Raw genomic sequence first — 19,676 nt, forward strand, 5'->3', positions numbered from 1 at the left:
TGGGGAATCCCCGACCTCACCAACTCGCGCGCGCTTTAGCACGGCGTTTTTTGAAAGCCAACCCATGAATTCATGCGACACTCTGGCGGGGTGTGCGTGATATAGTTACGATAAAATAAACGAATTAGCGACTTTTATGCAACAGATTTTGAAAAAGGTCACTTTGAGGTCACAAAAGCTGCAAACAATCGGCCTGAAGAATTGATTTCATTAAAATATCGCAATAGGGCTTCCTGTAAGCATTTATATGAATGCGAAATTCTTCAAAGGGAATCATAATGGATATGAAAACCAAAAACAGACTATTAATGTCTAGCCTCCTCTGCAGTGCAATCCTGTCTGCAGCTCCGGCATTTGCGCAAGACACAGCCGACGAAGTTATCGTTACCGGGTCACTGATCCCGCGTTCAACGAACCTTCAAGCAACTAGCCCAGTGACAGAAATCGGCGCAGCTGATTTTGAAGCACGCGGCGTTCTACGTGTCGAAGACATCATCAATACACTGCCACAAGCGTTTGGCGCACAGGGTTCAAACCTTGCCAACGGCGCGACAGGTACGTCATCTATCAACCTTCGTGGTTTGGGTGCGACACGTAACCTCGTCCTGATCAACGGCAAACGTATGCCTTATGGTTCACTTAACACAGCGGCTGCTGACGTTAACATGATCCCATCAGCTCTCGTCAAAAAAGTTGACATCCTCACGGGTGGTGCTTCTGCGACATACGGTTCTGATGCGGTTTCTGGCGTTGCCAACTTCATCATGGATAAAGAGTTTGAAGGCGCACGTCTTGATACAAACTTCTCATTCTATCAGCACAACAACAATAACAGCGAAATCCAAGACATCTTGAGCGGTTTCGCAGCTGACAACCCATCACAGTACACAGTGCCAAATGGCGGAACAACTGATGGCGAGTCACTCGACATCACGGGTATCGTCGGCGGCAAATTTGCTGAAGATCGTGGTCACATCACAGCTTACGCTGGTTACCAGAAGACAAAGCCGATCCAACAAGCTGATCGTGACTATTCACAGTGCGCATTGAGCACACGGAATGACGGCGAAGACTTTACGTGTGCCGGTTCGTCAACAAACCAGTTCGCAAACATCCTTGATGTTACTGGCGGATACACAATCCCAGGCATCGTTAATCCTGATGCGCGTACTCAAGGTATCTGGTCACGTGTCAACCCAGACAATGGCGAGTTTCGTGCACGTGATTTCACGACCGACACATTTAACTTTAACCCATTCAACAACTACCAGCGCCCGAACGAGCGTTATACATTTGGTACATTTGTTGAGTATGAAGCTGCACCAAACTTGAACCTCTACTCTGAGTTGATGTTCATGGAAAACAGCACAAACTCACAAATCGCACCGTCTGGTGTCTTTGGTCTGGGTGTCAATGGCAGCGCTGGTGGCGTAAACTGTGATAACCCATTCTTGTCAGCCCAACAGGTTGAGTATCTGTGTGGTGAAATCGCTGATGGTGCTATCGATCGTTATCGTTTCAACGATCCAGCAGATCCAGATAACCCAAATAACGGCCTCTACACAGATGCTGCTGGTAACATTCTGCCAGATCAAGATAATCCAGACACATTTGTTGCTCGTTTTGACGGCAACCCTGACCAAGCAGCTCTTGCAGCAGACGGCGTAGCCCCTGTTTTGATTCTGCGTCGTAATGTCGAAGGCGGAAATCGTAACAACGATATCACGCACACAACATTCCGCGGTCTTGTCGGTGCTAAAGGTGACCTAAGCGGTACGCCTCTGTCATATGATGTGTCTGCATCTTACTCATCTGTGCGTCGTGCAGAAGTTTACAACAACGACCTTTCAATCACGAACATTAGTCGTGCGCTGAACGTCGTAAACGCTGGTGGTGTCCCAACATGTGCGGTTAACGCTGATGCGATTTCATCAAATGATGACGCAAACTGTGTGCCTTACGACATCTTCTCAGGTGCCGCTCCGGATCAAGCTGCGATTGACTACATTCGTCAACCACTCCTACGGTCTGGTAAAACAACACAAACAGTCATCAACGGTACTCTAACAGGTACGTTCGGTGATAATGTTGCAATGCCTTGGGCAGAATCACCAATCGGCTTCGCGGCTGGTGTTGAATATCGTTTGGACACACTGGATTCCAATCCAGATGCAAACTTCCAATCAGGTGACGGTGCGGGCCAAGGTGGCCCAACAAACCCAATCGAAGGCGAACAGGACGTTTATGACGTGTTTGCTGAGATGTACGTTCCATTGATCGAAGGCCGCCCAGGTGCAGAAGTGCTAGCACTTGACCTCGGTTACCGTCGTTCACACTACTCCAACAATACGACAGATTCGTATAAAGTTGCGGGCGAGTGGGCACCAACGAATGATATTCGTTTCCGTGGTGGCTATCAGCGTGCTGTGCGTGCTGCGAACATCTTTGAATTGTTTGCTGCACAGTCCATCGGTCTGTTTGACTTGACAGCTGGCGAGAACGACTTGTTCGACCCATGTTCAGGTCCATCACCACAAGCGACTGCAGCTCAGTGTGCTAATACAGGTGTTACACCTGATCAATACGGCACGATTGCGGATAACCCAGCTGGACAGTTTAACAACTTCACAGGTGGTAACCCTGATCTTGCGCCTGAAAAAGCGAATACGTTCACAGTTGGTTTCACAGCGACACCGTCTATGATCGAAGGTTTGACAGTCTCACTTGATTACTTCGACATCAAAGTCGACGATTTCATCGACACTGTGTCAGAGAACCAAGCGCTTAACTCTTGTCTCGAAACAGGCGCAGAGTTCTTCTGTAGCTTGATCAATCGTGGTACAGGCGGAACGCTTTGGGCCAACAACACTGGCTTCATCACAGCTACAAACATCAACACAGGATACACTCAGCACGAGCGGTCTGGACCTGTTGGCCAATTACGGCTTTGGTGTCGGTGGTGTGGGTGACTTCAACCTGTCATATGTCGGTACATACCTGTTCGACCTGACAACGAAGCCACTTCCAACGTCTGGCGACGAAGACATCTATGATTGTGTCGGGTTCTACGGCGCAGCATGTGGTGCTCCAAACCCAGAATATCGTCATAAAGTCGATCTCGCATTGGTTCCAAACAACGATAAGTTTGGTGCACGTGTGACATGGCGTTACTACGATAGCGTTGCGATCGCACAAAGCTCTACACAAGAAGCTTTGGCGGGTAGCTTTGCTGCGAGAAACGAGAACTTCGCATCACAGAACTACTTCGACGTGTCAGGTAGCTACATGATGAACGATACTCTGAGCTTCCGTCTTGGTGTGAACAACATCTTTGACCGTGAGCCACCGCTTAGCTCTGTCGTTGGCACAGCGCCGGGTAACGGTAACACATACCCACAAGTCTATGACGCCTTCGGTCGTTATGTCTTCATGGGTGCGACAGTCGACTTCTAGTCTCTGTTAAATCACAATAGGAAAGCGGCCTTCGGGCCGCTTTTTTTATGCGCGACGATAGGAAAAAGTCACACATAAAAAGGCCAATCTGCTTCCCTTCGGCAGCGCTAGATTCGACAGCCCTATCGCGCTACAGCAACGTCATGATCTTAGACCTCATCAATATTTTTAAAGCTCGCCGAGATCCTGTCCTCGCTGCCAAGCTTGGCGGGCAATTCGCAACAGAACAGGCCTTGGACAAATTTAGTTGGCCTCTCATCATTGTAAAATTCTGGCTAGGACTTGCGGGCTTGATCTGCGCCGCGCTGATCATAATGTTTATCTACGCCGCCTATAAGCTCGGCTGGGCCGCCGCCCTGCCCGCATTCATCCCCGCTGCGGTCATTTACCTGATCGTCAAGATATGGAGGGGCATCAATACCGGCCTAGAGCGCGTGAAGGCTGTCGCGCAATCCTACACAAATCGCAGCGTCGATACTGTCAGCGCGAAACTCCATCAAATCCGAGCGGCAAAGGCAGATAACGGTCCAGCGCAAAACCCGCCCAGCTAAGCCTACATAAAGCTTTGCGGATCAATATCGATTTGAATCTTGTATTTGGAGGGTGGGCGGAGCTTTGACTGCCAGACTGACATATATTTTGAGAGGTTCACCTGCGCCTCCGCCTGAATAAACAGCCGCCAGCGAAACCGCCCGCGCAAGCGACCAATCGGGGCTTCCGATGGGCCGAGTATCTCGATGCCCTTTGCACGCGGGGCCAATTTGACGAACTTCGCCGCCAAGGCCTCAACCTTTTTAAACTCTGGCCCGCTTATAATAACGGCCGCGAGCTTCCCAAAAGGCGGTAGGCCCAGCATTTCGCGCATCGCCAACTCAACGCCAATAAACATCTCGCGATCCCCAGCCGCCAGCGCAATGAGGGCTTCATGATCTGGCTGGTGGGTCTGGATCAGGGCGTGACCTGGCTTATCCGCGCGCCCTGCTCGCCCCGCAACCTGCACCAATGTCTGGTAGGTTCGCTCTCCCGCCCGTGGATCGCCCCCTGCGAGACCTAAATCTCCATCAACCACACCTACAAAGGTCAAATGAGGGAAATTATGCCCCTTCACGACCATTTGCGTCCCAACGAGAATATCAATTTCGCCATGAGCCATGCGGGCCAAGCGCTCTGCAATCGCATTGGGGTTCCCCGCTGTATCAGAGCTAAAGACCTCGACTTTGGCGTCAGGGAAATGCCGCATCGCCTCTTCGGCAACGCGTTCAACCCCTGGCCCCACGGCTGTCAGGCCGTCTTCCGCCTCGCATGTCGGGCACCGCTTTGGCATGCGCATCGAAAACCCAGTCAGGTGGCACATGGCGCGGCCTGTCGCTTTATGTTCGACCAACCAGCTATCCGTATCGGGGCTTTTAAGCTTCTCCCCACAGTTTCGACAGATGATTAGCGGGGCATAGCCTCTCCGATTGAGGTAGAGCATAGCTTGTTCGCCGCGCTCTAAAACATCTCCTACGGCCTGTATCAGCGGCGCAGAAAGAAAGTCGCCCTTCTCTGGCGTGTTGTCCTTGAGGTCGACTAAGGCAATCTCTGGCAAGGTAATGGCGCCAGGGCGTTCTGGTAGAACGATATGCGCGTATTTTCCCGTGCGCGCATTATGGAGGCTTTCAAGGCTAGGCGTGGCGGAGGCGAGGATGACCGCATGACCGCTGATCTTGCCGCGTACAATCGCCATATCGCGAGCATTATATATGACACCCTCATCCTGCTTGTAGGATGTGTCGTGCTCTTCGTCGACAATGATGCAGCCGAGGTTAGGGAATGGCAGGTAAAGCGCCGATCGTGCGCCCACAACCAATTTCGCGCGGCCTTGCGCCACTTCCCGCCATACGCGGCGTCGGGGGGCTTCGCCCATAGCAGAATGCCATGCCGCGGGTTCGGCCCCGAAGCGCTCTTTGAAGCGAGACAGTCCCGCCTGCGTCAACGCAATTTCAGGGACCAAAACCAAGACTTGCTGCCCTCGCCGCAACGCCTCTGCCGCAGCCTCAAAATAGACCTCTGTCTTGCCCGATCCCGTGACCCCATCTAGCAATGATACGTTGAAGTCACCCTTACGAACCTGCGCCGCCAGATCTTCACCTGCCTCAATCTGCGATTGGGTCAATTCGCGACTTGGTAGGTCAGGATTAGGAGTCTCAAATGGGGCGTCAACAGGTCCGTCAATCGCGCGCATCGCTTTAATCTTGACCATGCCTTTGACCACACCCGCTGACACGCCCGCCCGCGCAGCAATCTCGCTGGCTCTAGCCGGGAACGGCCCACCCTCTCGCAGGACAGCCCGCCGTGCAGGTGTCAGGCTTTGCAACACCTCCCCCGTCGGTTCATAGAGCGTAACAATGGGGCTAGGGTCGAGGGCTTTATAATTGCGCATCACCATGCGCAGCACATTGCCAACAGGTGCCCCATTATAACTCGCCGTCCAAGCAAGGAAGTCGATCAGATCAGGCGAGAGCGGGCGCGTAGCTTTGACATCCACAATGTCTTTTAATACCCGTGGCTCGCCTTTTTGTGTCAACGTCGCCGCTTGACCTACAGACCAGACCACACCTAATTTCACCTGCTTTCCAATCGGGGCAAAGACAAAGTCCCCGCGCGCAACATCCATGCCGTCAGGCACCGCATAATCGAACGGTTCTGAGACATTCACAGGAAAAAGAATTTGAGCATTTTGCGTCACAGTGATTCGTGATAGCAGACCTGCAACAGAATCGACCCCTTTTTTCGGAGCCTCCCATGAAGTTTTTTGTTGATAGTGCTGATCTAAACGCGATTGCAGAACTAGCTGACATTGGTCTGGTCGATGGCGTGACGACTAATCCGTCTATCATTGCTAAGTCTGGGCGTGACTTTAAAGAGGTCGTCAAAGACATTTGCAAGCTGACAGAGGGCCATGTGTCCGCTGAAGTGGTTGCAATGAACGCCGATCAAATGGTTGAAGAAGGCCGCATCTTGCGCAAAATTGCTGATAATGTCTGCGTCAAACTGCCTCTGACGATGGACGGGCTGAAGGCCTGTAACGTCCTGTCGCGCGAAGGCACGCCGACCAATGTCACGCTCTGCTTTTCAGCTAATCAAGCATTGCTGGCTGCCAAATGCGGCGCGACTTATATTTCACCTTTCATCGGACGCCTCGACGATCTCTCGCTGGACGGGATGGAGTTGATCGAGGACATTCATACAATTTACGATAATTACGGGTTCGAGACTGAAATCCTTGCGGCCTCTATCCGCAATGCCAACCATGTCAAAGAATGTGCGCTCGTGGGCGCTGACGTAATGACCGCCCCGCCCAACGTGATCAAGGCTCTATCCAATCACGCTCTGACCGATAAAGGCCTCGCTGCCTTCATGAAGGACTGGGAAAAGACAGGTCAATCCATCTAAGCCTTTGCCCCGCCCACTCTGACTTAAAATAAGAGACTACTATGCGAAATTGCCCCGTTGATGACTTCACCCTCGCAACTGAAACTTATGAAGGCGTGACAATCGACAAGTGCCCACATTGCCAAGGGGTTTGGCTTGACGCAGGCGAACTGGAAGCGATCCAAGAGCGCGTGGAGGTCGACCATAGCGCCGCCCTCGCCCGCCCAGAGAATACAATCGCCGGAGCCTATGCCGTCGCAAAAGCCAAGTCTGAAGGGAGCCTGTCTTGCGTGACATGCAATACGGGTCTGGTGAAACGCGAATACGGCTTTGCCTCGCAAATCGTGATTGATAATTGCCCGAAAGGTCATGGTATCTGGCTAGATGCGGGCGAATTGCAAAAGCTTGAGCAATTTTTCGAGCGCGAGCAAGAGATCGCTGATGAGGTGGAAGACGAGATCTGGGCCGACCTAAAACCCAAAGGCATTAGCGGGTTTTTCAAGGATTTGTTCGGCGCGATAAAAGATTAATCCCTAGCGCTTGTGGCTTGCTTTAAGCGGCCAGTCTGCGCAAACGCCGACGCCCCATAAATCGGTGCCACAGCAGCCCAAAACCACTGATAGCGAAAAGCATGGCGAGGAAGCTCGCGAGTTTGAGCCACCACGCATTGAAATTATCTTCACCCGTGATGTCGATAATGTGAAACCGCCACGCCACATCAAACACGCGCCATAGCCGTGTCCGCACCGCTTTTAACTCAGCCGTTTTCGTATCCAGATAGATGCGAGTATTCGACTTGTCCGCAAATTCCACCTGCCATACGGGCAATGCCCCTCTATATTCTCGGGGTGCGGCGTCTAGTTTTCGTAAAGAGGCAATCGCCGCCTCACCCATATAATATTGTTCAGCAACCTTTCGGACTGAGGCTTCATCTAACGACGATATAAATGTGCCGTCCTTGGCGTTCATCACGATTTCTCCCGTATCACCCATCAAGATATAAGCTGGTCCCGTGGGGAGCGTTGTAAGACGCGCGCCCGTCAACTGTCCCTCATAGGCTGTCATGGCGATCTCAATCGGGATGATATGCGTGTCAGTTAGCGCAACAGGCTCAGCCGTCGCTATATGCCTCCCGCGCACTTGATCGATCGGGAAGAGCGTCATGAAGAAACCCGATGCGAACCAGATGAAAATCTGAAGCCCCAAAATCAATCCCGCCCATTTATGAATACGTGTCAGATATTTGGCAAAATTACGGGACATAGGTGCGAACTAGCGATGAATTAAGGAATTCTCAACCATAAAATCCGACTATACAGTCACTAAGAGGGCTGGCTATGAGACTTATTCTATCACTATCATTGTGTCTGGCGTTGAGCGCGTGTGCGTCCGTATCAGAGAAGATTCCGACAGTGAAAGTGGAGCGAAAAAAGCCAAAAATCGTGCGCCAAGTCAGCTATTCTGACCCCGTTGTGCAAAAGGCCGAAGCCGCGATGGTGTGCGACAATGCCAATATGCGGGCACGGGCTGCTGATAAAAACTCAAAAAATGACACAGCGCGCGTGCTGATCTTGGAGGAAGGATCGCGGTCTAACACGATCCTAGCGGATGTCGAAGTGAATTGCCGCGAATACTTCCAATCGAAAGCCTACGGCGCGCCTGCGCAACCGAGCCGCGCTATATTTGAGGACACTCAAGTCGTTGCAACAAAGACGCTATACAGCAATGCCCCTGTTCCGACCCCTAAGCCTCATCCGATCATTTTAAAACAAGACGAGACGGAGAATGACGCGGCGGCGGGGCATTTTTACGCCGTTGCGCCGGGCGACACGCTTTATGCTATTGCCCGAGAAAACTGCACGAGCGTCAACGCTATTTCAAAGCTCAATAAAATCAGCGATCCAACGATGATTGATCGCGGGCAAATCCTACGCCTGCCCGCGACGAAGTGTAATAAACGCTAGCTGACACTCAATTTCCAAACACAAAAAAAAGCGCCTCGTAGATTTTACAGGGCGCTTTATTTTTATTTCTTTATTTTTAACGAGAGAGCGGTTTATTTCACCGCTTTTAGGCGCGGACCGTCTTCGGTCACACCCGCAGAGTGTAGCGCTTGGCCGACAGACACACCGCCAATGGCCGCGTAACGCTCCAGCTTTTGCTTTTGTACCAGAGTGATCTTGCGCAGGCTCTCCAAATCTTCCGACGCCGCCGCGTATTTCGCTGAAAGCTCTTCATATTCAGCCTTCGTGCGTGCGAGTGAGCGAGCATTGCGCTCCACTTCTTCCATCTTATTGCGAAACCGCTCTTCATTCCGATCATTGCGCTCACGTTCAGTTTTAAGCGTATTGCGAAGCGACACAATTTCTTCGTCAAAGTGGTTGGACATATTGTCCTTGATGCGGAGTTGTGTGTTCAGCTGCTCGATCCGACGTTCCAGCGCAAGGTTCTCATTGTCCCGACGCTTGAGCGTTTCTTCAAAGACTTTCTTCTGCGTATTGTTGTTATATTTTGCATTTTCCAGCGCACTATTGGCTTCGAAATAGCGGGCCTTCATGTCGGTCAGGTCCATGCGAAGATTTTTTGTCTCAACGGCTGATCCATCAACTTCTTTCGTTTTCGCTTCAAGTCTTGCGGACAATTCTTCAACGCTTTTACGCAAGGATACTATCGTATGCTTTTGCGCAGACAGATCAGCTGCCTGTTGCGCCAAATCATCTTGGATACCCTGATTGGTCGCCGTAACGGCAGCTAGGCGTTCATTCTTTTGAGCCAGTTGCGTTGAAAGCGTTTCAACTTCGCGGCTTTGCTTAAATAGCTTCTCGCGCGTTTCTGTTTCGCGGTCCGTGCGCTGCGCAATGTCAGCTTTCGCGGCTTCATACTGCTGGCGCATTTCATTATGTGACCGTTCCAAATTGATCAGCTTGTTTTCCTGCTCTGACGCCCAAGATGTCTTCTGCTCCAACTTTGTCTTGAGGTCTGCGAGTTCAGCAGACAGGCGCATATTGTCAGCTTCAATCCGGCTGGATTGGCGCAAACCGCTTTCCATTTTCTCAAGCGACTTGTTCAAACCCGCTATACGGCGGGCGGCCTGCGCTTGCTGATCAGCACTGGATTTTAGCTCGGCCGCGATGCGGTCAACTTCAGCCTTTGCGATTTGCGCATCCGCATTTTCACCCGATGTTAGCGATCCGATCGGACGGCGTTCATCTGTATTATCACGTTTAAAGAAACTCATATTATCCCCCAAGGACCCTTCAGCAGAGACAATATCCCGCCGAATCAATTAGGTTAACGATACATAAATCGGATTTACCGACAAGCAATCTGACGCCCTCGATTGCCACTTTTTCGCCACTTTTGCCGCAATTCCTTGCGTAGAGCCGAAACGAGTCTATTCAGACAGCGTGAAACTGGGTTTAATCATCATTATCGCGGCGCTGGTGACGGCTACGATTTCTGGCTTATTCGGCATGGCGGGCGGGATGATTTTCATGGGAATCATCGCGGCTTTTCTGGGTGTGGCCGAAGCGATGGTCGTTCACGGCGCAGTGCAGAGCGTGTCCAACTCCTTCCGAACCTATCTCTTGCGACCCGACATTCGGTGGGACATTTTGGGGTGGCATGCGTTGGGGGCGGTGCCATCGGTCGGGGTCTTGCTCCTGCTCTCGATTACGTTGAACAAGTCGCAGCTCTATCTGGCGTTAGGCTTATTGCCATTGATATTGTGGCTGCCGCGCAACTGGCTGGCGGGGGATGCGGAGAAGCCGGCTCATGCTGTGCTGTGTGGTGCGATGGTGATGGGGTTGAATTTGACAGCAGGCGTGGCGGGGCCAGCGCTGGATTTCTTCTACGTCAAGACGGGACTTACGCGCCTAGAAATCGTGGCCACAAAAGCGATGACCATGTTCGTCAGTCATCTCGCCAAAATCTTTTATTTCGGAGCCCCGCTAGCCATGTCAGCGGGGCTCGCAGGATTGCCGCCGCTTTGGGTGTTTATCGCCGCTATACCAGCCGTATTGCTCGGCACATTTATCGGGACGCGCCTGCTGCACCGTCTTAGCGACATCCATTTTCGTAGCTATACCAAATATCTCGTGACGCTAATCGGGGCGGTTTATGTCTTTAGAGGGATCGCCCTGATGGGCTGAGATCGGCGCTCGAAGAACGTGTAGAGCGCGATGCCAGAAATCGTGATCGCTGTGCCGAGCGCATCAACCCAACCAAATGGCTCGCCCAGCAATATGATCGCCGCAATAATCGTGGTGATAGGCCCTATCATGGCCAGCACTGCCGTGGTTTGGGAGCCAATCTTATCAATCGCGATATTGACCAAAAATGACGGGATGATCGTGCTAAAAAACGCGATTGCTGCACCGATAAAGATCACACGTGGCGGCAGATCAAGCGACGCGGCTACACCCTCCCCCATAGAGGCAGATATAGTAAAATGCAGAAGAATACTCACCGCAGCGCCTGTCATCGCCGTGCAGGTAAACACCCAGCTACCCATCTGATTGATGAGGCCTTTAGCGAAAAGCTGAAACATGGCGAATAAGAAGGCCGTAAAAATGATTAGCACGCTGCCCAACATCACATTGGCGCCCGTCGCGATCTCCCCGCCCGCGAAAATTACGCCAATCCCAGCATAGGCCAAGAGGATCGCCAGCACGCTCCAACGCGTGATCTTGCCGCCAAAGAACATCGTGCCAATGATTACAACAAAGATCGGGTAAGTGAACAGCAATATACGCTCAAGCTGCGCAGTGATATATAATAGCCCCGTAAAATCGAGCAATGCGCAGAGGTAGTAGCCGAGTATGCCGAGCGCGAAAGCTTGCACGACGGGCAAGAATGAAGGTTTATCGGCCAGCTTCCGCCACGCCCAGAAACCAATCAGGATATAAGCTGGCACGGAAAAGCCCATACGCAGCGCAAGCAAGGTAATTGGCTCTAATTCATTTTGCGCCAATACGACATTGGCTCCCTCGCTCGGCAAATAGGCGAGCTTCACCAACACGGCTTTTAGCGAGAAGAAGCTCGCGCCAATCAACGCCATCGCGTAGCCGAGCAAATTGCTCGATTTCATCGTTTGCGACGCGCTTTGAAAAAAGATTTCAACAGAGCGGCGGCGTCTGCGGCCCGCACGCCCCCTATCACCTTTGGCCGGTGATGGCAGCTTGGCTGGGCGAAAAACTGCACACCGCTCTCCACCGCGCCGCCCTTGGGATCAGACGCGCCGTAAACGACCCGTGCTATCCGCGCATTGGAAATCGCGCCGACGCACATCGTGCAAGGCTCTAGCGTTACATAAAGGGTCAATTCTGACAGGCGGTAATTGCCCGCGTGATAACACGCATCACGTATTGCTAGTACTTCTGCGTGGGCCGTTGGATCATCCAGCGCAATCGGCGCATTGCCAGACCGCGCCACAACGTCCCCCGCTGCGTCCACGAGTACCGCCCCCACAGGCACTTCACCGCGGCGTGCGGCAGCTTCCGCCTCAGCCAAGGCGATCTGCATATATTCATCATCGGTCACAGCCTCCCCTTGCTTTGTTCGCGCGAAAGGGTCAAGTGAGCGACTATGGAAAACAAGATGCCCACAGACGGCGAACGCATCGCCAAAGTCCTCGCGCGCGCAGGCGTAGCGTCCCGCCGCGATTCAGAAAAATTGATTGAAGAGGGCCGCATCAAAGTCAATGGCCGCGTGCTGACGACCCCTGCTGTCAAAGTCACGGCCAAAGATAAAATTCTTTTTGATAACGCACCAATCGCCGCCAAAGAACCGCCACGCCTCTGGCGCTACCACAAGACAGACGGCCTCGTGACCTCGCACAAGGATGAAAAAGGTCGCAGCACAGTCTTTGACACCCTGCCCAAATCGCTGGGTCGTGTCATCTCTATCGGTCGGTTGGATATGACCTCAGAAGGCTTGCTTCTGCTGACCAATGACGGAGAGCTCGCCCGCGCGCTGGAACACCCCAGCACAGGCTTCTCCCGCCGCTACCGCGCTCGCGCCTATGGTCGCGTGACGCAGGAACAACTCGATACATTGATGGAAGGTATCTTTATTGACGGTATCAAAACTGGCCCGATTGAAGCGACACTTGAAAGCACAAAGGGCGACAATCACTGGATTGGCGTCACCATCCGCGAGGGCAAAAACCGCGAAATTCGCCGCGCCATGGAAACGCTTGACCTGCGCGTGAACCGCTTGATCCGCATTAGCTTTGGCCCCTTCATGCTCGGGGCGCTTGAAAAAGGCGGGATCGAGGAGGTGAAACACAAAGAGTTAAGCACCAAACTCGGCCATTTAATCGACATACCCGACGAAGTCGTAAAACCCGTTAAAGCCCCCAAACGCGGCAGCCACGCCAGCGCCAAACGCTTTCAAAAAGACACGGACAGCAAACCGTCCAAGCCTGCCCCGAAAGGCCGCGGAAAGTTCGCAAAATCGCCGCCGAAAGAAGGCAAGTTCAAACCCCGCACACACGCCAAGAAAGACGGTGATAGCGGAGGGCGACCTGCTCGTGGCAAACCAACTGGAAAGTCTGCTGGTAGGCCTGCCGGGAAATCTGGCGGCGCAAAACCGCGCGGAGGGAAACCAGGCGGGCCTAAGCGATGAGAATTGTGTCAGGACGCCTGCGCGGACGTAATATCGCCACGCCCAGCGGACGCTCAACGCGCCCAACCTCTGACCAGACGCGAGAAAGTATTTTCAACATCCTCGCCCACGCGGACTGGGCCCCACCCCTCGAAGACGCGATTGTTACCGATATTTTCGCAGGGTCAGGTGCGCTAGGGCTAGAGGCGATTTCGCGCGGAGCAGAGTTTTGCTTGTTTGTCGAAACCGAACCCAAAGCTCGCGCCGCCATTCGCGAGAATATCGACAAAATGGGGCTTTTTGGCTGCACCCGCCTGCACCGTCACGACGCGACACGGCTCAAGATCGCGCCCGGCAATCTGCGCGGCGCTTTCACGCATATCTTTATGGACCCGCCCTATAATAAAGGCCTCTGGAAACCCGTCCTACGCAAGCTGAAAGAGCATGACTTGATCGCAGAGAACGGCGTCATCATCCTAGAAGTCGCCGCAGACGAAGAAGATGTCGAGTTCCGTGGATTTGAAGTGCTGGCAGATAAGACGTGGGGCGCGGCACGGGTATTGTTTTTACGCTCGATCCGTTAATTCCCCATACACTGTCATTTGCTAAGTTTCCTGCATGTGGAAGCGACATACTGTAGCGGCAGCGCTTTGGGGAGTGCTCATCTGGCTGCTCGCCAGACCGCTAGCACATGCGCAAATGCTAACCACTGATTTAGAGATTAAGCTTGTCCCAAATGTCGGCGCAGCGTGGCAGACCGTGGCGCTGGAAAACACTTATTCGGACGCCATTGTTGTTTGCAAACATAACCTTGTCAGCAGCGCTAGCCCATCTGCCACGACCCGAATCCGCAATGTCACCGCAACCAGTTTTCAGCTGCGCCTGCAGCAATTTGAAAACAGCTCTATCGTCCCCACATCCAATGTGCATTGCGTCATTGCGGATGAAGGGGCGTATAATTCTGGCGGCTTGAAATATGAGGCACGCAAAGTCGTCTCTGACGGCACAAGCGGGCTGTCCGTGCCGGGTGGTTGGGGCATTGTGAATAATGAGAACGTCACCAGCGCCATTACCCAGACTTACGCCAATCCGCATGTTGTGGGGCAAGTCATGTCTTTCAACGACGCCAATGCCAGCGTGTTTTGGAATTATGATTGCGAAACACGCGGAAATGGTGCGTTCTTTTCTGGGCAAGCGGACGGGATTTGCGTGGGCAAACACATCGGCCAGATCAACGGTACGCGCGCCAATGAAACGCTGGGTTATATTGTGTTGGAAGCGGGCAGCGCCACCGTCAATGACATCAGCTTTACCACAGCCGTCGGGGCAGATACGGGCGCAGGTGTTGGCAATAGCCCGCCTTATAATTATAGCGTGTCCGGCGATTACGATATTGGCGTCGTTGAACAGCAAGGCGAAGATGGCGGACAAGGTGGCTGGGCTATTCTTTACGGCAGCAACCCTCTGCCCAATAATTCTGTGCAATGGGCGATTGAAGAAGAAATCGTTGCGGGCGACACCTCCCGCAGCCATACAACGGAAAATGTCGCCTATTGGTTATTTGATAATAATCAGGCACCCACCCTCGCCGCGCAAAAGACGGTCACGGAATATAGCGGGAATTCCAGCCCCTATATGATCCCTGGATCAGAAGCGGTTTATACCATCAGTGTTGAAAATACCGGGAGCGGGCCTGTGGATGACGATAGCCTTTTTTTAACAGACCGCCTGCCAGACGCGTTGGGCTTTTTCACAGGCGACTTTAATGATGGCGGGCCCGGCACGGATATGGTGGCATTTCAAAGCACGGATAGCGGGCTGACCTTCACCCAAGCCACAGACCTCGGCTTTTCCGATAGCGCCACCGCCCCCGCGAATATGAGCCAGTGTAACTACATCCCCACAGACACCTATGACACGGGCGTGACCTATATCTGCTTCGCCCCCCAAGGCGAGTTTAGCGAAGGGACGATAACGCCGTCATCCTACAGCCTGAGCTTTCGAGCCAGAGTCGAATAGACAAGTGGAGTAGCCTCAATCATCCCCCTTACGCATGGCGGGGTGGACGGTTTTATCCAGCAAGCTATCCGAATTGCTCAGCACATGATGGGTGCCGCCGACAATCAGCGGATCCGCGCCATGCACCAACTCTGTATTGCGGTCCGTATAAGGCAGGCTGGACAGCACATGCTGCATACATTCCAGCCGCGCGCGTTTCTTGTCGTTAGATTTCACGATCGTCCACGGCGCGTCGGCTGTGTCGGTGTAAAAGAACATCGCCTCTTTGGCTTCGGTATAGTCATACCATTTCCCCAGCGAGGCCTTGTCTACAGGCGAGAGCTTCCATTGTTTTAGCGGGTCAGTGCTGCGGCTCTCAAAACGGCGCTTTTGCTCATCTTGGGTGACAGAGAACCAGAATTTGAAAATCTTGATGCCGGAGCGCACTAACATACGTTCCAGATCGGGGGCTTGGCGCATAAATTCCAGATATTCGGCTGGCCCGCAAAACCCCATGACCCGCTCCACACCCGCGCGGTTATACCAAGAGCGGTCAAAAAAGACCATCTCCCCCGCACTCGGCAGGTGTTTTACGTAACGCTGAAAATACCATTGCGTCTTTTCTTCATCCGTCGGTTTGTTAAGCGCCACAACCCGCGCGGAACGGGGGTTTAAATGCTCCATAAAGCGTTTAATCGTGCCGCCTTTGCCCGCGGCGTCACGCCCCTCAAAGATCAGCACGACTTTCTGCCCCGTTTCCTCGACCCATTTTTGCAGCTTTAACAACTCCACCTGTAACTCGGCCTTTTTCGCCTCATAGACTTTCTTGCCGAGTTTTTTGGGATAGGGATATTGCCCGCTTTCAAACGCTTCGCGCATAGCGTCGGGTGCGGCATCGCCCATAACCTGGGTATGCAGGGTCTCGCCCGCAATCGGGGCGTCGCTGCTAGCAGTTAAAGTCTCATTCGCTGCTTTTGTAGACTTAGCCGCGCGCGGTTTTTCAGCTTCGGACACAGTCCCCCCCAATCTTTGGTCAAAGCAAGCAGCTTAGCCCATGATTGAGCCGCGAAATTTGAGGTAGGTCAAGTTTGGGGGTATTTTAACGCCGCCCAAATAACCGCTCAATATCGGCGAGTTTAAGCTCCACATAGGTGGGGCGGCCGTGATTGCATTGGCCGCTGTGAGGGGTCGCTTCCATTTCGCGCAGCAGGGCGTTCATTTCGGCCCCGTTGAGGCGGCGACCGGCGCGGACGGAGCCGTGGCACGCCATGGTGCCGCAGACATGCTCGAACTTTTCCTTGAGCGAGAGGGCTTCGTTATATTCGGACAGATCATCGGCGAGATCGCGGAGCAGGCCTTGCACATCCATTTCGCCAAGCAGGGCGGGCGTTTCGCGCACGGCGACAGCCCCTGCCCCAAATGGCTCGATCACAAGGCCCATTTCCGCAAGTTCTTCGGCGCGTGATAGCACAAGCTCTGCGTCTGTTTCGCCCAAAGTCACGATATCAGGGATTAGCAGGGCTTGGCGCTCCACGCCTTTGCCTGCCATATCCCGCTTCATCCGTTCATAGACGAGGCGTTCATGCGCGGCGTGCTGATCAACTATGACGATGCCGTCCCCCGTTTGCGCGACGACATAGGTTTCGTGAAGCTGCGCCCGCGCGGCGCCGAGCGGGTTCGCGGTGAGGTCCGGTGCATGAGGCGTATAACCCTCTGCCTGATACCCCTCACCTGCTTCTTCGACACGCGCGGAAAACCCGTATTCATCTGGAGCCACAGGCGGGGCCATGCCATCGACCAAAGGCTGTAAGGCAGGGTCGTTTTGATAGGGCGCAGCGGCATAAGGTTGCCGATTATAGTTTTGCTGAAACGCATATTGCGGTTGGCTGGTCTGAATTTTGCCGAGGGCATAATCGCTAACTGTGGTCGACGCACGATGGCCTGCAGCAGCGAGCGCGTGACGTAGAGCCGACACAATTAGCCCGCGCACGAGACCGGGATTGCGGAAGCGCACTTCGGTCTTGGCAGGGTGGACATTGACGTCTACATGCTCACGCGGAAGGTCGAGATAGAGCGCGACGACGGGGTGACGATCGCGAGCGAGAAAGTCCTTATAAGCGCCCCGCACTGCGCCGTGTAGCAAGCGATCTTTAACGGGGCGGCCATTCACAAACAGATATTGATGCTGTGCATTACCACGCGAATAGGTCGGCAGACCTGCAAATCCCGTCAGCGAAATTCCCTCGCGCTCCGTCTCAACCGCTAGCGCATTGTCACCGAAATCGCGACCCAAAATTGCTGCCAAGCGTTCGAGTTGATCTGCGGGTGCGAGCTTGAGCGAGGTGCGCGCAGAGGTGCCAAGGGTGAAGCCAACGCTTGGGTTTGCCATGGCGAGGCGTTTGATCACGTCGCTAATTGCCATGGCCTCAGACCGTTCGGATTTCAGGAATTTCAGTCGCGCAGGCGTGGCGTAAAACAAATCTCGTACATCAACCCGCGTGCCAGAGAGCCCAAATTTTGGGGCTGGTTTAAGCGGACGGACTGCCCCGCCCTCTACTGATAATTCCCAAGCGTTTTCAGAGACTTCTGTCTGACTTATTAATGTCAAACGTGCGACTGATCCAATGCTGGGCAAGGCTTCGCCGCGAAAGCCCATTGTTGCGATATTGAGCAAATCCCAGTGGCCCGCAGCGTCCTCCGATAGTTTGGATGTTGCATGCCGTTCAATCGCGATTGGTAAGTCAGTTTCGCTCATGCCGCGACCATTATCAGTGACAGTGATCACTTGCCGTCCGCCGTCTTCATAGCGAATGTCGACTTGTGTTGCGCCCGCATCGAGCGCGTTTTCAACCAACTCTTTAATCACGCTGGCGGGACGCTCAATAACCTCGCCCGCCGCAATGCGGTTGACGGTTTCATTGGGCAAGCGCCGAATCACTGTTGGGGTTGAGGACATAAAAAAAGCCTAGCTGCGCGGACGCGGCTAGGCCAGATTTTAGGTCATGTGAGCTGTGGACTAAAGGCCTGGCAACTTCGGTCCGCCGGGACGACGGGAAATTTCGACTTGACCACCGCCTGTTGCGGCTTCGATAGATTTCAAACGCGCGGCCTCAGCTTCTGGGTCTAGGGGGTGTTCACTCCCAGCACAAGATCAGACAAAGCATCTGTCTTGCGCTCAACGGAATTCTGTCCGTCAATTTCAAGACGAATCTCTTGATTGGCTCTGGCGACGCCAGCCTTGCTCATCAAAACAATTTCCCCGCGACTCGGCTCTGCATCATCGACGTCCCCGATTAGGGCTTGGCGCGCGGCGGCCTGAGAGTAATTTTCTTCTGCGCTACTCTCGCCGACACGTGGCGGACGAAGATTATATTCTGGCGGAATAACCAAAGGCGCCTTGGTAAGAATGTTGAATTCATTCGGCACGCTCTTTTTCAGGCCCAATGCTTTCGACGTGCTGGAACAGGCACCAAGGGAGACGCCGAGCGTGGCAGCCAATGCCAAAGATGTAATCAGACGGGTCATAGGAGACTCTTTCATAAATTCGATTAAGGGCGGTCTAGCCAATCTGGAGCCGCTCGCCAAGTGAGCATTTCGTCAGGAACTGTTTTTCGCAGCCTTCTCAAGCCGATCATTACGAAAACTCGCCAAAATCAGGCCGACAACGCCGACACTGATCGCGCTATCGGCGATATTAAAGACCCAATGAAAGCCAATATCGCCAAAATTGATAAAATCTGTGACAGCGCCAAAGAGAAAACGGTCAATACCATTGCCAATCGCGCCGCCAATCACCAATCCAAGGCTCAGCCGCGTTATCCAATCCCGCGACTGGCGGAAAATATAGATCATGACGCCGCACATAATGAAAGCAAAAGCCGTCAGAAGCCACCTCTTGATAGAGCTATCACCCTGCAACAGCCCCCAGCTGATTCCTTGATTGCACACGAGGGCAAGATCAACGATTGGTGACACTTCATATTCCAAACCAGGGCGGGGATTGGTCTCACAAATGCTCATCGGCACGTTAAAAAACTGTGTCGCCCACCATTTAGAGAGCTGATCAGAGATGATCACGACAAGCGGGACCGCTAAGACAAATGTGAGCCAGTCACGGCGTTGCGGGAGTGTTCCGAAATCAGTCATGGGCTCGCCCTGCCACGACTTCTCGCTCTGATCAATGCTTTGTGCCATTGAACTGCAAA

The 19,676-nt window shown here is 53.3% G+C and carries 19 protein-coding genes; 10 read left to right on the forward strand and 9 right to left on the reverse strand.

The window, feature by feature from the left end:
* Positions 1-308 precede the first annotated feature (308 nt).
* The 3 genes from AB8615_RS08105 to AB8615_RS08115 all read left to right on the forward strand — a co-directional run bounded on the left by AB8615_RS08105 (position 309) and on the right by AB8615_RS08115 (position 4,004).
* The gene (locus AB8615_RS08105) at positions 309-2,969 is read left to right on the forward strand and encodes a TonB-dependent receptor domain-containing protein (protein WP_418152140.1); all 2,661 of its coding nucleotides are present in this window, start codon (positions 309-311) and stop codon (positions 2,967-2,969) included.
* Positions 2,932-3,453 (forward strand): hypothetical protein, encoded by a 522-nt coding sequence (locus AB8615_RS08110; RefSeq protein ID WP_418152142.1) that lies wholly within the window; start codon positions 2,932-2,934, stop codon positions 3,451-3,453. Before AB8615_RS08105 ends, AB8615_RS08110 begins: the two co-directional genes overlap by 38 nt.
* A 143-nt stretch (positions 3,454-3,596) precedes the next feature.
* On the forward strand, positions 3,597-4,004 hold the full coding sequence (locus AB8615_RS08115; protein WP_409432106.1) for a hypothetical protein: 408 nt from the start codon (positions 3,597-3,599) through the stop codon (positions 4,002-4,004).
* A gap of 2 nt (positions 4,005-4,006) precedes the next feature.
* Here the strand turns inward: AB8615_RS08115 and AB8615_RS08120 are convergent, their stop codons facing one another.
* Positions 4,007-6,181: a primosomal protein N' gene (locus tag AB8615_RS08120; protein ID WP_409432107.1), complete on the reverse strand. Its 2,175-nt coding sequence runs from the start codon at positions 6,179-6,181 to the stop codon at positions 4,007-4,009.
* A 56-nt stretch (positions 6,182-6,237) separates the two neighbouring features.
* On the opposite strand from AB8615_RS08120, the gene fsa reads away from it, so the two are divergent.
* Positions 6,238-6,888, forward strand: coding sequence for a fructose-6-phosphate aldolase (fsa, locus tag AB8615_RS08125; protein WP_418152144.1), 651 nt, complete (start codon positions 6,238-6,240; stop codon positions 6,886-6,888).
* A gap of 41 nt (positions 6,889-6,929) precedes the next feature.
* Entirely contained in the window at positions 6,930-7,397 is a 468-nt protein-coding gene (locus AB8615_RS08130) for a zf-TFIIB domain-containing protein (protein WP_409432109.1), read from the forward strand.
* A 22-nt stretch (positions 7,398-7,419) separates the two neighbouring features.
* Here the strand turns inward: AB8615_RS08130 and AB8615_RS08135 are convergent, their stop codons facing one another.
* Positions 7,420-8,130, reverse strand: coding sequence for a PepSY domain-containing protein (locus AB8615_RS08135; protein ID WP_409432110.1), 711 nt, complete (start codon positions 8,128-8,130; stop codon positions 7,420-7,422).
* Between the two features lie 74 nt (positions 8,131-8,204).
* On the opposite strand from AB8615_RS08135, the gene AB8615_RS08140 reads away from it, so the two are divergent.
* On the forward strand, positions 8,205-8,831 hold the full coding sequence (locus AB8615_RS08140; protein ID WP_409432111.1) for a LysM peptidoglycan-binding domain-containing protein: 627 nt from the start codon (positions 8,205-8,207) through the stop codon (positions 8,829-8,831).
* A gap of 92 nt (positions 8,832-8,923) precedes the next feature.
* Here the strand turns inward: AB8615_RS08140 and AB8615_RS08145 are convergent, their stop codons facing one another.
* Positions 8,924-10,105 (reverse strand): hypothetical protein, encoded by a 1,182-nt coding sequence (locus AB8615_RS08145; protein ID WP_409432112.1) that lies wholly within the window; start codon positions 10,103-10,105, stop codon positions 8,924-8,926.
* 169 nt (positions 10,106-10,274) lie between these two features.
* Here AB8615_RS08145 and AB8615_RS08150 point away from each other — a divergent pair, with 169 nt between their 5' ends.
* On the forward strand, positions 10,275-11,018 hold the full coding sequence (locus AB8615_RS08150) for a TSUP family transporter (protein WP_409432113.1): 744 nt from the start codon (positions 10,275-10,277) through the stop codon (positions 11,016-11,018).
* On the opposite strand, the gene AB8615_RS08155 is transcribed toward AB8615_RS08150, so the two are convergent.
* Positions 10,985-11,956, reverse strand: a complete 972-nt coding sequence (locus AB8615_RS08155; RefSeq protein ID WP_409432114.1) for a DMT family transporter — start codon at positions 11,954-11,956, stop codon at positions 10,985-10,987. The genes AB8615_RS08150 and AB8615_RS08155 overlap by 34 nt on opposite strands.
* Positions 11,953-12,408: a tRNA adenosine(34) deaminase TadA gene (tadA, locus tag AB8615_RS08160; RefSeq protein WP_409432115.1), complete on the reverse strand. Its 456-nt coding sequence runs from the start codon at positions 12,406-12,408 to the stop codon at positions 11,953-11,955. The genes AB8615_RS08155 and tadA overlap by 4 nt, the downstream gene beginning before the upstream one ends.
* A gap of 45 nt (positions 12,409-12,453) precedes the next feature.
* Between tadA and AB8615_RS08165 the strand changes: the two genes are divergently transcribed.
* The 3 genes from AB8615_RS08165 to AB8615_RS08175 all read left to right on the forward strand — a co-directional run bounded on the left by AB8615_RS08165 (position 12,454) and on the right by AB8615_RS08175 (position 15,492).
* On the forward strand, positions 12,454-13,494 hold the full coding sequence (locus AB8615_RS08165; protein ID WP_409432116.1) for a pseudouridine synthase: 1,041 nt from the start codon (positions 12,454-12,456) through the stop codon (positions 13,492-13,494).
* A complete protein-coding gene (gene rsmD, locus AB8615_RS08170; protein WP_409432117.1) occupies positions 13,491-14,057 on the forward strand; it encodes a 16S rRNA (guanine(966)-N(2))-methyltransferase RsmD in 567 nt (188 codons plus the stop codon). Before AB8615_RS08165 ends, rsmD begins: the two co-directional genes overlap by 4 nt.
* A gap of 115 nt (positions 14,058-14,172) precedes the next feature.
* Positions 14,173-15,492, forward strand: coding sequence for a hypothetical protein (locus AB8615_RS08175; protein ID WP_409432118.1), 1,320 nt, complete (start codon positions 14,173-14,175; stop codon positions 15,490-15,492).
* 15 nt (positions 15,493-15,507) lie between these two features.
* Here AB8615_RS08175 and ppk2 read toward each other — a convergent pair whose 3' ends face one another.
* The 4 genes from ppk2 to lspA form a co-directional block, all read right to left on the reverse strand.
* On the reverse strand, positions 15,508-16,374 hold the full coding sequence (gene ppk2, locus AB8615_RS08180; protein ID WP_409434085.1) for a polyphosphate kinase 2: 867 nt from the start codon (positions 16,372-16,374) through the stop codon (positions 15,508-15,510).
* A 196-nt stretch (positions 16,375-16,570) separates the two neighbouring features.
* Positions 16,571-18,427: a DNA mismatch repair endonuclease MutL gene (mutL, locus tag AB8615_RS08185; protein ID WP_409432119.1), complete on the reverse strand. Its 1,857-nt coding sequence runs from the start codon at positions 18,425-18,427 to the stop codon at positions 16,571-16,573.
* Between the two features lie 167 nt (positions 18,428-18,594).
* Positions 18,595-18,996 (reverse strand): DUF3035 domain-containing protein, encoded by a 402-nt coding sequence (locus AB8615_RS08190; protein ID WP_418152150.1) that lies wholly within the window; start codon positions 18,994-18,996, stop codon positions 18,595-18,597.
* Positions 18,997-19,068: 72 nt separating this feature from the next.
* Complete coding sequence (gene lspA / locus AB8615_RS08195) at positions 19,069-19,617, reverse strand: signal peptidase II (RefSeq protein WP_409432121.1); 549 nt, start codon at positions 19,615-19,617, stop codon at positions 19,069-19,071.
* Positions 19,618-19,676: the final 59 nt, after the last annotated feature.

Source organism: Litorimonas sp. RW-G-Af-16 (assembly GCF_048319245.1).
Taxonomy (GTDB): Bacteria; Pseudomonadota; Alphaproteobacteria; order Caulobacterales; family Maricaulaceae; genus Litorimonas.